The organism is Sphingobium sp. B2, assembly GCF_007693735.1.
Lineage (GTDB): Bacteria > Pseudomonadota > Alphaproteobacteria > Sphingomonadales > Sphingomonadaceae > Sphingobium > Sphingobium xenophagum.
Window position 1 is genome coordinate 1,808,692 of sequence record NZ_VDBZ01000001.1, and the last position, 14,463, is coordinate 1,823,154.

The 14,463-nt window shown below is 64.0% G+C and carries 13 protein-coding genes and 1 pseudogene; 2 read left to right on the plus strand and 12 right to left on the minus strand.

The genetic code is table 11. The annotated features are described in order from the left end of the window. Nucleotides 1-8: 8 nt before the first annotated feature. From FE851_RS08705 to FE851_RS08735, 7 genes are all read right to left on the minus strand, one after another. The gene (locus FE851_RS08705; RefSeq protein ID WP_145201697.1) at nt 9-1,481 is read right to left on the minus strand and encodes an XrtA/PEP-CTERM system-associated ATPase; all 1,473 of its coding nucleotides are present in this window, start codon (nt 1,479-1,481) and stop codon (nt 9-11) included. Nucleotides 1,482-1,502: 21 nt separating this feature from the next. Beyond that, nucleotides 1,503-3,104: a hypothetical protein gene (locus FE851_RS08710; protein WP_145201700.1), complete on the minus strand. Its 1,602-nt coding sequence runs from the start codon at nt 3,102-3,104 to the stop codon at nt 1,503-1,505. Further along, nucleotides 3,101-4,015, minus strand: coding sequence for an AAA family ATPase (locus tag FE851_RS08715; protein ID WP_145201703.1), 915 nt, complete (start codon nt 4,013-4,015; stop codon nt 3,101-3,103). Before FE851_RS08715 ends, FE851_RS08710 begins: the two co-directional genes overlap by 4 nt. Before the next feature lie 14 nt (nt 4,016-4,029). Beyond that, nucleotides 4,030-5,550 carry an XrtA system polysaccharide chain length determinant gene (locus tag FE851_RS08720; protein WP_145201706.1) on the minus strand — a complete coding sequence of 507 codons (1,521 nt, stop codon included), beginning with the start codon at nt 5,548-5,550 and terminating at the stop codon, nt 4,030-4,032. Between the two features lie 2 nt (nt 5,551-5,552). Then, nucleotides 5,553-6,200 (minus strand): XrtA/PEP-CTERM system exopolysaccharide export protein, encoded by a 648-nt coding sequence (locus tag FE851_RS08725; RefSeq protein ID WP_017181323.1) that lies wholly within the window; start codon nt 6,198-6,200, stop codon nt 5,553-5,555. A gap of 133 nt (nt 6,201-6,333) precedes the next feature. Continuing rightward, nucleotides 6,334-7,566 (minus strand): pyridoxal-dependent decarboxylase, exosortase A system-associated, encoded by a 1,233-nt coding sequence (locus FE851_RS08730; protein ID WP_186378784.1) that lies wholly within the window; start codon nt 7,564-7,566, stop codon nt 6,334-6,336. After that, nucleotides 7,563-9,083: an acyl-CoA ligase (AMP-forming), exosortase A system-associated gene (locus FE851_RS08735; RefSeq protein WP_145201709.1), complete on the minus strand. Its 1,521-nt coding sequence runs from the start codon at nt 9,081-9,083 to the stop codon at nt 7,563-7,565. Before FE851_RS08735 ends, FE851_RS08730 begins: the two co-directional genes overlap by 4 nt. Before the next feature lie 62 nt (nt 9,084-9,145). On the opposite strand from FE851_RS08735, the gene FE851_RS08740 reads away from it, so the two are divergent. Together FE851_RS08740 and FE851_RS08745 are read left to right on the plus strand one after the other, a co-directional pair. Further along, the gene (locus FE851_RS08740; protein WP_186378785.1) at nt 9,146-10,162 is read left to right on the plus strand and encodes a GNAT family N-acetyltransferase; all 1,017 of its coding nucleotides are present in this window, start codon (nt 9,146-9,148) and stop codon (nt 10,160-10,162) included. Between the two features lie 28 nt (nt 10,163-10,190). Next, the gene (locus FE851_RS08745) at nt 10,191-10,481 is read left to right on the plus strand and encodes a phosphopantetheine-binding protein (RefSeq protein ID WP_017181327.1); all 291 of its coding nucleotides are present in this window, start codon (nt 10,191-10,193) and stop codon (nt 10,479-10,481) included. 108 nt (nt 10,482-10,589) lie between these two features. Here FE851_RS08745 and trxB read toward each other — a convergent pair whose 3' ends face one another. The 5 genes and pseudogenes from trxB to FE851_RS08770 form a co-directional block, all read right to left on the minus strand. Further along, a complete protein-coding gene (gene trxB, locus FE851_RS08750) occupies nt 10,590-11,552 on the minus strand; it encodes a thioredoxin-disulfide reductase (protein ID WP_019053776.1) in 963 nt (320 codons plus the stop codon). Nucleotides 11,553-11,742: 190 nt separating this feature from the next. After that, nucleotides 11,743-12,480: a peptidase gene (locus FE851_RS08755; protein ID WP_017181329.1), complete on the minus strand. Its 738-nt coding sequence runs from the start codon at nt 12,478-12,480 to the stop codon at nt 11,743-11,745. A gap of 24 nt (nt 12,481-12,504) precedes the next feature. Then, nucleotides 12,505-12,837, minus strand: a pseudogene (locus FE851_RS08760) (transglutaminase-like domain-containing protein); the annotation flags it as partial. Continuing rightward, the gene (locus FE851_RS26695; protein ID WP_261370881.1) at nt 12,729-13,502 is read right to left on the minus strand and encodes a transglutaminase N-terminal domain-containing protein; all 774 of its coding nucleotides are present in this window, start codon (nt 13,500-13,502) and stop codon (nt 12,729-12,731) included. The pseudogene FE851_RS08760 and the gene FE851_RS26695, both read right to left, overlap by 109 nt. Nucleotides 13,503-13,523: 21 nt before the next feature. Further along, nucleotides 13,524-14,456 carry an alpha-E domain-containing protein gene (locus FE851_RS08770; protein ID WP_145201713.1) on the minus strand — a complete coding sequence of 311 codons (933 nt, stop codon included), beginning with the start codon at nt 14,454-14,456 and terminating at the stop codon, nt 13,524-13,526. Nucleotides 14,457-14,463 lie beyond the last annotated feature (7 nt).

Consider the following 14,463-nt stretch of genomic DNA (forward strand, 5'->3'; position numbering starts at 1 on the left):
GCCATGTGTCAGGCAGCAGCGCTGTCGCGCGGCGCCGCCATTCGTTCTTCCCGCTCGACCCAATCGACCAGCAGGGTCAGCACGCGGCGCAGTGCCGTGTCCTGTTCCTCGGCGCGAAATTCCAGCGATTGCAACCGCTCCTCGATCAGGGTGAAGCAATCCTTGAGCGCTTCGGGATCGACTGTCTGTGCCGGCGTGAAAGGCACATGCGCCTGCACTGCCCGCAGCGATGAAATTTCCGCGCGCAGCGCTTCAATCTCGGCCAGCATGTCGTGGCGCAGGGCGTCGACCTGATCCGCGTCGATCGTGGCGACAGGTTGCGGCTCGATCTGTTCAGGCTGTGACTGTTCGAAGGTCGACGATTCCACCATCTCTGGCTCCTCCTCCGCTTCCTGCGCGTCCCAAGCTTCGACCGGCTCCTCGACAGCATCGAATGCCGTGTAGAAGGGTTCGCCGATTTCAGCGTCCGGAGACGCCTCTGCCACCGGCGACTCATCGACCTGCGGCGCGGCAAAGGGTGCCGCGAAAGGCGCAGGCGCGGTAGCTTCCGCCTCTTCCTGCCCGACGACAACCTCGTTGTCGGCCTCATCTGCGATCTCAGCGGCGGGTGCCTCCTCGACCTCCGCAACGCTATCGAGCGGCGACGGCGCGACCGGTTCGGGTGCGACATCGACGTCCAGCCCCATATCGGCCACGACAGCCTGCACCACATCCGCGTCAATCTCGCGCAACTGGTCGATCGCGCCCATCAGCAGCACGCGGCTGACCAAAGCGTTCAGGCGGCGCGGCACGCCACCAGTCGCCGCGTAGAGCGCGTCGAAGGCGGCGGGGGTGAATGTCGGGTTGCCGACCCAGCCCGCCACCGTCAGGCGATGGATGATGTAAGGCTCGACCTCCTTGGCCATCATCGGTTCGAGATGATGGGTGGCAATGACGCGCTGGCGCAATTGTTCAAGCTGGGGCGATTTGAGCAGGTCGCGAAATTCGGGCTGGCCCAGCAGAAAAATCTGGAGCAGCGATTGTCCGCCAAGCTGAAAATTGGACAGCATCCGCAATTCCTCGATCGCGGAGACCGGCAGGTTCTGTGCCTCGTCCACGATCAGCAGCGTGCGCCGTCCGGCGCGCGCCTGGCCATGGAGGAAGGCTTCGACCTTTTGCAGCGTCACGGCCTTGGACAAGCCATCGGTCGCCAGACCGAAGCTCTGCGCCGCGAGGCGCAGCATGTCATCGCCGCCCACCTGGGTCGACACGATCTTGACCGCCGTCAGCCGCGCCGGGTCGATCGTCTGCATCAGATGGCCGACCAAGGTCGTCTTGCCCGCGCCGATGTCGCCGGTAATGACAATGAAGCCTTCGCCCTGCGCCAAGCCATAGCCCAGATAGGACAAGGCCTTGCGATGGGTGGCGCTTTCAAAATAATAATGCGGGTCCGGCGTCAGCTGGAACGGGCGGCTCTGCAATCCATAATATTGATCGTACATCAAAATTCTCCAACCGACCCGTTAGAAACTGTAACGCAGGCCGACCTGCCCCATCGCGCTGATCACCGTGTCGAGATCATCCGCCTTCACGCCGTCCACACCGACCGACGCCGACGCCGAAAGACGACGGGTCAAACCCTTGTAATAGCTGGTGAACCCGCCATAGTTGAGAACGTCTGGGCGCGCGTCGCTGGCGTCGAAATAATTGACGTAGACAACGGTATCGATGTTGTCGCGATTGCCCAACATATAGGTCATCGACGCATTGCCGTACCAGTTCTCGTCCTTCGACCCGCGCACCAGGACAGTCTGTCCCTGCGGCGTGACGAACTTGCGCTGCGAATAACCGGCGCCCACGCCCCAGCCCCACTGGCCGCGGCGCAGCGAATATTGCGCCGAAACGCCGCGATAGCGGAAATTGGCGTCAGTGATGCCCGCCAGCGCATCATTGAAACATTGCCCGCCGCCGGTGGTGGAGAAGGCGCAACCGGTAATGTCGCCGGTGAAGGGATTGCGCGCCACGTCGAAGCTGCTGCCCGACAGCGCGGCGGCGTTGGCGGTGATCAGACGACCGAAGCTGTCGATGCCGTCGAACAGGATCACGGCAAAGCTGCTGTTCGCGCCCTGCCAGGTAAAGCTGCCCTGATAGGTCATGCCGCCATAGCGCTGACCGACCTGCGCCTGAAGCGACGTGCGACGGCTGGGCCGCCACAACACGCCCGCGTCCCAGATGATATCGTCAAATTCATAGACCAGCGCGCGCGGCGAGCCTTTGTCAGTGACATAGCGGCCGTTGCGAATGACGGGCACGCCCGTTGAATCCAGCAGCGGCGAACGCTGGCTGATTTCGATCTGTTCATAGCCAAGACCACCGATCAGCGCGACGGTGCGCGATACCGGCAGCGTGGCGTCGACGCGGCCCCATTTGTCCTCGAACCGCTGATCGAGCTGGCTGGCATCCTCCCGGTCATAACCTGCGCTGGCGGTCAGGCCGACGGGCAGCAAGGTGCCGGGGCCAAAGCCCACCGATCCCATCAGATTATGCGTCCAGCTGTCCGCGAAAGATCCACTGACAGGGGCGTTCGAAAGGTTGGAGTCCAGATCGTCCTCGACCCGCGCATAGCCGAGCCGATAGGAAGCGTTGACGGTGATGTCACCGATCTGCGTCGTGTAGGCCGGACCGATATAACCGGCATAGACCTGACTGGTGTAGCTGTCGTTGAGCGTCGATGCGCCCGACAGTCCATCTGTCCGCACCCGCGATGCCAGCCCACCGGTGTGGATGGAGAGGCCGCGCGCGACATTGACGGTCGCGTTGGCGATGCCGCTCAGCACATCCTGGTCACCGATCTGGTTGCTCCAGCTGAAGCTGTGATTATATTGCAGATCGACGGCGGCTTCGACCCGGCGGGTCTGGACCTGCGCCGTCACGCCTGCGGTGACATTGGTGTAGGTCAGCACGTCGCCATCGCCCTTGAGCGGCGCCATCACCACCTGATCAACACCCAGATAGGGCGTGACATTGACGCGCCGGTCCGCGCTGGCCGTCTGGGCGAGCGCAGGGGCACTCCCTGCGGCCAGCACGGCGAGCGATGCTCCGCTGATCCACTGACGGACAGTCATGACGAACTCTTCCCCTTGGCATAATAGCTGCCGAACCGGCGACCGCCGCCGTTGAAGCGGACCGCGTTGAGCAGAAGCTGAACCTGTGCGCCGCCCTTGAGCATCCCGGCAGCATCGCGCAGCGCGCTTTCCGATGTGCTGTCGGCGCGCACGACCAGCAGCGCTATCGCGACATGGCTGGCCAGCACGGCGGCGGGCGATGCCGCCAGCAACGGCGGCGAATCGAAAATGATGATGCGTTCGGGCCGTCCCTCGGTCAGCCGCGACAGCAATTGTTCGGTGCGCGCGGACGCAAGATATTCCGTGTCGGCATTGCTGCGCTGCCCGGCAGGCAGCACTGACAGCGACGGCAGGTCCGTGCGGATGATGATATCCTCTATCGCGATCATCGGATCGGCGAGCGCGTCCATCAGGCCGGGGCCGCTTTCCAGACCCAGCGTTTCGGGGATGCCGGGCTTGCCGAAATCTGCATCCACCAGCAGGATTTCGCGATCCTTCTCCGCCGCCAGGCTGAGCGCCAGATTGATGGCGCAGAATGTCTTGCCATCGCCGCTATGGGCCGAACAGATGAGGATGCGATTGCCACGCTCCTGCCCCTGCAACTGGGCGAGCAGGTCGCGCTTGAGCAGGCGGAACTCCTCGCTCATCGCCGTGACTGCGCCGTCGGGGCGCAGGAAACCGGCCTCCTCCAGCTTGATGCGATCGATCGGCTGGACCGGGCCGGTCCAGGGCAGCGCGCGAAAGGCCGACGGTGAAGGCGACACAGGGTCGGCCATGACCGGCGTTGGCGGCAGGTCCGCCGGAACGTCGACGGCCGGGGCGGCACGACCGCGCAGGGCAGCCGAGAAATCGTAAATCTCCGTCGCCCGCTCGATCAGCGATCCACCCTTGATGGAGCTATGCTGGTTCATGGTTCCTGGCTCCTTCACGCCATACCGCGCTGGACGAATTCGACGACGATCAGCAGCAGGCAGACAGCGGCCAGACCACCGCTGGCGCCTGCGAACCATTTCATCCGCTGCTTGTCGATGGCGACCTGCGCGGCGCTGATCGTCTGGCTGATGGAGCCTGCGACCGGCAGGCCGATCGCCCGCTCCAGCCGCGCGGCGGTGGGGAATGTGCCCTTGAGCTGCCCCATGGCGAAAGCCACGCCGACGCCCGCACCGATCCCCAGGACCAGCACAGCCAGCAACAGCAGCGGCCGGTTGGGTGCTGCAGGCGCGGTCGGCATGCTGGGCGGGTTGATGACCCGGAACTGGACGGAGCCGGTCTCGGTCTTTACCTCGCCACGCAGACGGATCTCCTCCCGATCGGCCAGCAGCTTGTCATATTGGGTTTTCAGAACCTCATAGTCGCGGTCCAGCTTTTCCTGCTCCGACGCGATGCCCGGTTCATCGACCTGCTTGGCCATCATCGTATTGAGATCGGCCTGTAGCTGCGCCTTGCGGGTCGAAAGCGCCTGCACCGTGGCGGCGCGTTCGGCCTGCATCGACTTGATCGACAGATAGGCAGGATTGGGGGTGCCGCCACCGCCAGAACCGGCGCCGCCGCCGGACTTGCGCAGGGCGTCCACTTCACGCTGGGCAGCGATCACGTCAGGGTGTTGCGCGGTCCAGCCGCGCGCGCGCATTGCCGCCAGATTGGCCTGCGCCTGACCCAGCGCCGAAGGGCCGCCCGAAGGGCCGACGCCCGGCAGGCTTTGTGGCGTACCCGCCAGCTGGCCGTTCATGGCACTGAGCGCGCTTTGCGCCTGGACCAGTTGCGAATCGATCGTGTTGATCTCCTGCCGCGCGGCATCCATCCGCTGGCTGATCGAGCCTGCACCGGGCAAGAGGCCGACATAGCGTTGCGCAAATTCAACGCGGCGCTGGTCGGCGGCTTCCAGCTGCTTGCCCCGCGCCGCGATCTGCTGATCCAGGAAGGCAAGGCTCTGCTTGGTTTCATTGCGGTCGCCGGAAAGATTTTCCTCCTGGAAAATATCGATCAGCTTCTGCACGATCTGCTGCGAAATCCGCGCATTCGCGCCGTCCGACAGGCTGGTGTCCGCGGAAATCGCGCTGATGTCGATCATGCTGGGGTCAGCCTGCGCCATCACCGTGATATTCTCGCGCAGCTTCGTGATCTTGGCCGCGATGTCGCGCGGGCCGGACACGCTCTGCGACAGGTCGGTGTTGCGCACGACCTTTTCCAGATTTTCCGCGCTGGCCAGCGTATTGCGGACCCGGTCGAGATCCTGCTGCGACTGGACCTGGGTGATACCCATCTTGTCCTCCAGCAGCGACTGGGTGTTTACATAGACCCGCGCCTTCGACTGGTAGCTGTTGGGGATCAGGGCGACGCCCAGCCAGCCCAGCATGCATACGCCCCAGGCCACGCCGAGCGCGATCCAGCGTCGGCTCCAGACTCCGTGGAGCAGCAGCAGCAATTCTTCGTAGAGACCGGCCATGATCAGAACATGCTTTCAGGGATGATGATGACGTCGCCGGGCGCGAGCATGACGTTCGCCTTCGTATCGCCCTTCTTCAGCAGGTCGTTGATGCGGACCTGATATTCCTGCTGCTTGCCGGTATTCTTGTTGAAGCGGACCAGCCGCGCACGGTTGCCCGCTGCAAATTCCGACAGGCCGCCGACAGAGATCATCGCATCGAGCAGCGTCATATTCGCGCGATAGGGGATGGAGGCGGGCTTTTCCGTCGCGCCCACGATCCGCACCTGCTGGCTGAACGTTCCGCTAAAATTATTGACGATCACGGAAACCAGAGGGTTTTCGATATATTGGGTCAGCGCCAGCTTGATGTCATCGGCCAGCATTTTGGGCGTCTTGCCCACCGCCGGCATGTCGGTGATCAGCGGCGTGGTGATGCGGCCATCCGGGCGCACCTGAACCTTTGCCCCCAGTTCGGGGTTGCGCCACACGAAAATGGTGAGGTCATCGAGCGGGCCGATGACATATTCCTCGCCCGGCCCTTCGCGGGTCGACACGAAAGAGGCTGGCGGCAATTGCGGTCCGCTGGCACCACCCGCAGCGCAGCCCGACAGGACAAGCGCGGGCAGCGATGCACCGATCAGGAGCCTGGAAACCGACACGAAACGCATAATCTCACCTCTTTGTGCGGCCATGCGCGACCAGCCGCCAAAGAGGGCAAGGCGGGCCGGTCAGCACAGGGCTTCCGAGCTCTTCTTGCCGGGAAAGGGTAAAGATACCGTTAGGAGTTAAGTCACCAACAACTCAGCCAAGTAAAACTTCGCGAGGACTTGGGTGACCAAGAAATGCCGCCGGACTGGCCGATGCGCCATAGGCACCGGCAAGGAAAATGGCGATCAGGTCGCCTTCCTGCACAGGTGGCAGCGCGATCCTGTCGCCCAGCCGGTCAATGGGCGTGCAGAGGCAGCCAACGACCGTCACGGGATCGGCGGCTGGCGGCGCGCCGAAATGGTTGGCGAGTGCGATCGGATAGTTGCGGCGAACCACCGTGCCGAAATTGCCGCTGGCCGCCAGTTGATGATGCAGCCCGCCATCGACGATAACGAAGGTTTCGCCCTGGCTGACCTTCACATCGATCACGCGGGTCAGATAGACGCCCGCTTCCCCGACCAGCCAGCGACCCAGTTCGATCGCAAAGGCGCTGCCCTTGAGAATATCCGGCAGCGATTCGAACGCTGTGTCGAGCGCGACGCCGATGGGGCGGATGTCGAGCGGCACGTCGCCGGGGAAGTAAGCAAGGCCAAAGCCGCCGCCCAGATTGACCAGCGGCGGCGTGACGCCCACCGCTTCGGACAGGCGGGCGGCCAGCGCGATCGTCGCCGCCTGCGTTTCGATGATCGCCATCGCATCGAGATTCTGGCTGCCGGCAAAGATGTGCCAGCCGCGCCAGTCCGCACCGCCATCGATCATTGCGCGGGCAAGCGCAGCTGCGCGATCGGCATCGACGCCAAAGGGTTTGGCCCCGCCACCCATCCGCATCCCTGATCCTTTGAGATCAAAGTCCGGGTTCACCCGCACGGCGACGCGCGGGGTCTTGCCGATCCGCTGGCCGATGGCGAGCGCGCGCCGCCCCTCCCCTTCGGATTCAAGGTTCAGCGTCACCCCGGCAAAGATCGCCGCTTCCAGTTCGTCATTGCGCTTGCCCGGCCCGGCAAAGCTGATCCGTGCCGGGTCCATGCCCGCCGCCAGCGCCATCTCCAACTCACCGCCCGACGCAATGTCGAAGCCGTCCACCTGCTCCGCCATCGCTGTCAGCAACGGCGCATAGGGGTTCGCCTTGATCGCATAATGGAGGTGAAGCGCCTGTGGCATGGCTTCGCGAAAACGGCGGATCTGCGCCCGGACAATGTCCATGTCATAGGCAAAGAGCGGCGTATCGCCCACTTCGTCGACCAGACTCGCCGCGCCATAGCCGCCGATCAGCAGCATCCCCTCTTCGCCCGCAAACCAGGCCGGGATCGGTCCCATCGGTTTCAAATGCCATACTCCCGCGCCAGCGCGACTCGATCAATCTTGCCGTTGGGATTGCGGGGAAATGCCGCCAGCACAAGGATTTCGCGCGGTTGCATGAAATTGGGCAGTTCCGCCTTGATGTGCGTGGCGACCGCCTGGGCCACGTCCGGGTCGGCGGAGCGGATCAGCAATTTGACCGCCTGCCCCAGCCGTTCATCCTTCACCCCCAGCGCCACCGCTTCGGCGACGCCCGGCACCGCCACCGCAGCCTCCTCTATCTCGGTCGGGCTGATCCGGTTGCCCGCCGACTTGATCATGGCATCGTCGCGCCCGACGAAATAGAGCAGGCCATCGGCATCGCGTCGCACCGTGTCGCCGGACCAGACCGCCATGCCGCCATAGCGGGACGCGGATGGCGCGGGCTTGAAGCGCTCGGCGGTACGGGCTGCGTCGCGCCAATAGCCCTGGGCGACGAGCGGGCCGCAATGGACCAGTTCGCCCGGCTCGTCATCGTCTGTGATGCTGCCATCGGGACGGACCACCAATATCTCGGCAAAGGGGATCGCCGACCCCATCGAGTCGGGGTGGCTCTCAACCAGGGCGGGCGGCAGATAGGTGGAGCGGAACGCTTCGGTCAGGCCGTACATGGGATAAAGATCGGCCTTGGGAAACAGCGCGCGCAGCCGGGATACCAAAGGTCGGGTCAGCGCGCCGCCACTGTTGGTCAGGCGTTTGAGCTTGGCCGCTACCTCCGGCGGCCAATCCAGTTCGGTCAGTTGAACCCAGAGCGGTGGTACGCCAGCCAGCGTCGTGATGTCGCGCCGGTCGACCAGCTTCATGACGTCACGGGCCGTCAGATAGTCGAGCGGATAGACGCAGCCGCCGGCAAACCAGGTTGAGAGCAGCTGATTCTGGCCATAATCGAAGCTGAACGGCAGGACGCAGGCGGTGCGGTCCTGCGGCGTCAGACCCAGATAGTCGGCGACCGCGACCGCGCCCAGCCAGAGATTGGCGTGGCTGAGCATCACCCCCTTGGGCCGCCCGGTTGATCCGCTGGTGTAGAGGATGGCGGCGAGATCGTCCGGGGCCGCGGTCGATGGTGCAAGCGCGGTACCACCGCTCATGGCGCAGGCGGCGTCATCCTCCCGATGCAACTGGCACCCCTGCGGCACATCGCCCGGGGCCAGCGTCGCGAGTCGCGCCGTCGTGCCGATCAGCAGCGCCGCGCCGCTATCGGCCAGAATATGCGCCACCTGCGCATGTTTGAGCAGCGGATTGACCGGGACGTGGACAAGACCCGCACGCGGCGCGGCGAGCGGCATCAGCGCCGCCACCGGCCCTTTGGCGATCCAGCTCGCCACCCGTGCGCCCGGCGCCAGTCCAAATCCCGCCAGCCAGCCTGCAAGCCGCCCCAGCGTTTCTTCCAGTTCGGCAAAATTATAGCTGCCCGACCGCCCGTCCAGCGCCGCCCGATCCCGATCGCCACGCAGCAGCAGGTGGTCGATCGGCAGGATCGCCATGCTCTGGTCTGTCTGGCGCATGCTTAACTCCATTTCCAGACTTTGCCCCTAAGCCTCACCTTCACGCATGCGGAGATAGTCGGTTGCCGACGACAAGGGAATATCACAGCCTCGCGCAAGTGCGGGACGCGCTGCAAGGCCGTCTCGATCGCGACGCCGTGCCCGGCCTGTTTGGCCGGCTCGACTGGTTCGATCTGCTGCATCGTCATTGTCTGGCCGATGTCCCGGTGCGGGTGGTCATGTCAGAGGATAATGGCACGCAGGCCTGGCTGTTCCTGCTGGAACCTGAAAGCCGTCGCCTGTCTGCGCTGGCCAACTGGTATAGTTTCGACTGGTCACCGCTGTTCACGGGCAAGCCGGATGCGGCGCAGCGGGCGCACCTGCTCGACACGTTGAGCCGCCACCTGTTGCGCAGCGCCAGCCAGATCGACCTCTATCCGGTCGAATCGAGCGTCGAACTGCTGGCCAGCCTGCGCCGGACCGGATGGTTTGCGCTGTCGCGGCCAATGGGCGGGCGGCATATTCTGCCGATTGCCGGGCGGGATTTCGCGACCTATTGGGCCAGCCGCCCCGGTCGGCTGCGCACGCTCGTCAGGCGCCGGGCGCGGGGCAACCGCTATGACCTGTCGATCAGCGACCGGCTGACCGACGATCTGTGGCGCGATTATGTCGATGTGCATGGGCGCAGCTGGAAGGAGGCGGAACCCGGTCTGAATTTCCTGCGCGCGCTGGTCGAGCAGGAAAGTGATGCCGGGACGTTGCGGTTGGGCTTTGCGCGGGAGGCCGAGGGGAACAGGGGCCGCGCGGTCGCCACCCAATTATGGACGGTGGAAAATGGCGTCGCGCTCATCCACAAACTGTCCCATGATCGCGCCCATGACGCGGGATCGCCCGGCACGCTGCTGAGCCATGCGATGTTTGCCCAAGCGATCGATGGCGATCGGGTCGCGACGATCGACTATGGCACGGGCGACAATCCCTACAAGAGCGACTGGATGGAGGAGCGAGTACCGCTCCACCGCATCGACGCCTTCAACCCGCGCCATGCGTCCAACTGGTTGCCTGCGGCTCGGACAGCCATTTCCGCGCTTGTCGGATAGGGCGGGAATGACTAGGACGACGCCCATCATGCGGGCGCAATCTCCTCAGCCGGTCGACCGGACCGATGACATCGAGCTTCTGACGCGGGCGCTGTTGCGCGACGTGCTGGGCCTTTCGCAGGATCAGGTCGACGGGTTTGCGGCTGACACGCCCTTGTTCGGCGCGCTGCCGGAGCTGGATTCGATGGCGGTTGCTGGCTTGCTGACCGAGATGGAAGATCGTTTCGACATATTGATCGAGGATGACGACATCGACGGCGACACGTTCGAGACGTTCGGGTCGCTGGTCGCCTTTGCGCGGAGCAAGGTGGCGCAGTAATATCCGTTCGCCCTGAGCGAAGGCGAAGGGCTCGGCCGACCGATAGGGAGGCCACTTCGCTCCGCTCAGTGGAAGGCTTCGACTTCGCTCAGCCCGAACGGCAAGAAGTCACGCCTCGACCATCGCCTCGAAATCCGCCTCGGCCAGGAATTTTTCCACGTCCAGCGCCGCCATGCAGCCCATGCCCGCCGCGGTCACCGCCTGGCGATAGATTTTGTCGGTCACGTCGCCTGCCGCGAACACACCGGGGATCGAGGTGCGCGTGGTGCCCTTTTCGACCAGCAAATAGCCCTCATCCATCGGCAGCTTGCCGGTGAAGAGTTCGGTTGCGGGATGATGGCCGATCGCGACGAAGCCGCCGTCGGTCGGCTCATGCGACTTTTCGCCGGTTACCGTGTCGATAAGGTCCACGCCGACCAGCCCTTCAGGCGTGCCGCCGCCGACAAATTTATCGACCGCCTTGTTCCACAGCACCTTGATATTCGGATGGGCGTGGAGCCGTTCCTGCAAGATCTTTTCGGCGCGCAGCGTGTCGCGGCGATGGATCAGGGTGACGTCATGGCTGTGGTTGGTGAGGTACAGCGCCTCCTCGACCGCGGTATTGCCGCCACCGATGACCACCACCTTCTTGCCGCGATAGAAAAAGCCGTCGCAGGTCGCGCAGGCGCTGACACCCTTGCCCTGCAAATGCTCTTCCCCTTCTACGCCCAGCCATTTGGCCTGCGCGCCAGTGCAGATGACCAGCGTATCGGCGACATAGACGACGCCGCCGTCCCCGGTCAGGCGAAAGGGCCGCTGCGACAGGTCCACATCGACAATCTGGTCATACATCATCTGCGCGCCGACATGCTCGGCCTGCGCCTGCATCTGCTCCATCAGCCATGGCCCCTGGATCACATCCTTGAAACCGGGGTAATTTTCGACGTCGGTGGTGATGGTGAGCTGCCCGCCCGGCTGCATCCCCTGCACCACGATCGGCGCCAGTCCCGCACGCGCGCCATAAATGGCGGCGGAGAGGCCAGCCGGGCCGGAACCGAGGATGAGCATACGGGTCGAATGGGTGGCGGTCATATCAGGCTTTCAGAAGCGATTCGTGTTGATGGCAGAGATAGGCGGTGACGGCGCGCAGGCAAGCGAAGGATTTGCTTGGGCGGTGCGAAGCGGGGGTGTGGGTAGCGCGAGGGATGATCCATCCGCCGCCGTCGATCAGCGCAACCCTGTGGCGCAAACGAGGCTGCGTCGCCTCCCCCTCCGGCCCTGCTCAATCCAATACGTTGGGCAAATCTTCGAAACCCTTGCGCAGCGCGGCGCTCCAGCCCTGGGAGATCATGGCGAATTCTTCATTGTCGGCTTCGATGCGGGTGCGGACGCGGAAGTCGAACCTGTCGGTCGGAATGACCGTCAGGTCGAGCGGCATGCCGACGGACAGGTTGGAGCGCAGGGTTGAATCCATCGACACCAGCACCGCCTTCGTCGCGTCCTCCAGCGTCGTGTCGCGCGTGATGATGCGGTCCAGAATCGGCTTGCCATATTTATGCTCGCCGATCTGGAAGAAAGGCGTGTCCTCGGTCGCTTCGATGAAATTGCCCGCGCTGTAGACGAGGTAGAGTCGCGGTTTGCCGCCCCGGCGCTGGCCCGCGATCATGATCGAGGCGCTGGCGCCCGAACCACCCATTTCGATGCTTTCGCGGTATCGCGTCTGCATCGCGCGCATCGCATCGCCCACGATCTGCGCGACGCGGTGCATGGTGCTGCAATTGAGGATGGTTTCGATGTCGGGGTCGAGCTTGGCGTCCTTGATCGCCTTGCTCAGCGTGGCCTTCACCCCCTGCGTGATCGACAGGTTACCCGAACAGAGCAGGGTGATCGCCCGTTCGCCCTCGACCAGATAGGTGAAGCTCTTACGAAAGCGGGCGATATTGTCCATGCCCGCATTGGTGCGGGTGTCGGACAGCATGACCAGCCCCTGGTCAACCCGCACCGCCACACAATAGGTCATTCGTCCCCGTCCCCGAAAGCTGAATCAAAGCTGCGCGTTGGACGGCGGGATAGACTGCTGCTGTTGCCGCTGCAACTGCCGTTCCTCGACGCCATCAACCGCCTGCGCGATACGGACGTCCGCGTCAATCGAGATATCGCCCGCAACCGTGATCGTGCCCCGGATCGGCGCGGCCTCATCCGCATCCAGTCCGCTGGCGACGCGCAGATAGCGTTCGGTCACGCAGACACGGTTGGACGGATCGAACCCTACCCACCCCAGTTCGGGCACCAATGCTTCGGCCCAGCCATGGGTTTCGTGCAATTCGCTGCCATCGCCCGCCAGCAGATAGCCCGACACATAGCGCGCCGGGATGCCGAGCGAACGCGCCCCGGCGATGACAATCTGGGCATGGTCCGGACACACCCCTGCCCCTGTCTCTTATACACATCTAGATGTGTATAAGAGACAGCGGGCGCACCGACGACGCCATGAGTCTCGCGGGTTTCGACCTGTCTCTTATACACATCTAGATGTGTATAAGAGACAGCCCCTGCCCCCAGCGCAAAGGCCTGCGCGGCGGTGGTGGCCGATGTCGTGACGCCCGCGCGATAGCCAACGGCGTCGATGACGGCGGCGGACAGCGCGTGCAGCCGGGCGAGCGGGCCGTCGCCTTCGGGCGTGGCGCGGGCCATGGCGGCGATACCATCCGACGCGCGGGTGAGCGGCGTTTCGCGCAGGAAATAGCGCGGATTGACCCGGCTGACGGGCGCACCGACGACGCCATGAGTCTCGCGGGTTTCGACCAGCCCTTCGGCGACGATGACGGCATTGTCCTGCCGATCGTGGCGAATCCAGATCGTTTCCATCTCACCATAGCTGTTGGGGCGAAAATCCGTCAGCACATCGCCATTCACGCTGACCTGCCAATCCAGCACGGTCTGCGCCGGGGTATCGACCGGCATCAGCTTCAGCCGCATCGCCACGCGCCCGGCCGATGCGTCATAGCGATAGACGGTCTGGTGGCGGACAAGCAATTTCATGAAAGGCCCCCCTTCCCCCTTCTAGCCGAAATGATAGGCCTGGGCGATTTCCATGCCCAGTTGATTGGTCATTTGCAGCCCGTGCTGCACCGTTTCATGCAGGCCGAAGCGGAAGATTTCCCCACTGTCGAGCTGTTCGAGCGCAGTCACCATCTGCTGCACCGTCTCATGGCAGGGATTGCGTGTGCCGTGCCACCCTTCCAGCCGGTGCAGGCGATAGGCCAGCTGGTCGTAGCAATAGGCCACGCTGCGCGGAAACATGCGGTTGAGCATCAGGAAATCGGTGATCTGCCAGGGCGTGTAAGTGCCGCCATAGACATGATGATAGGCACGGCTGCCTGACAGTGCATGCAGCACCGATGTCCATTGATAATGGTCGCGATTGCCGCCGATGACTTCGGTTTCCGGCAGCAGGACATAATATTTGACGTCAAGCAGCCGCAGCGTCATCTGCGCCCGTTCCAGCGCGGACCCGCAGCGCAGGAAATCATGGCCTTCATTGCGCAGCTGGCCCGAATGGGTAGCGCCGCGAAAGGTCATGACGCGGGTCTTGACCCAGTCGATAAGGGCCGGAAGTTGCTGCCGCGCTTCGGACACATCATAGCTGTCGAGCTTGCGCCAGCCGTCGTTGAGCGCTTCCCACATATCCTGCGTCAGCATGGTGCGCGCCGATTTGGCGTTGGACCGGGCTTTGAGCAGGCAGGAGCGGATCGAGCTGGGATTGTCGAGGTCCAGCATCAGGAAGGCGACGACATCGCTTTCCGTCACCTGCACCCCTTCGGGAAACTGGTGGCCGCTGCCAGTCGCGCGCACGACGGAACGCCATTCGTCGCGATGATGCGCGCCGGGCAATATCGCCATGCGCTGCCCCATGGTCAGCAGCCGGGCGGTGGCTTCGGCCCGCTCCATATAGCGCGCCATCCAGTAGAGATTTTCGGCGGTCCGGCTCAGCATGAGAAAC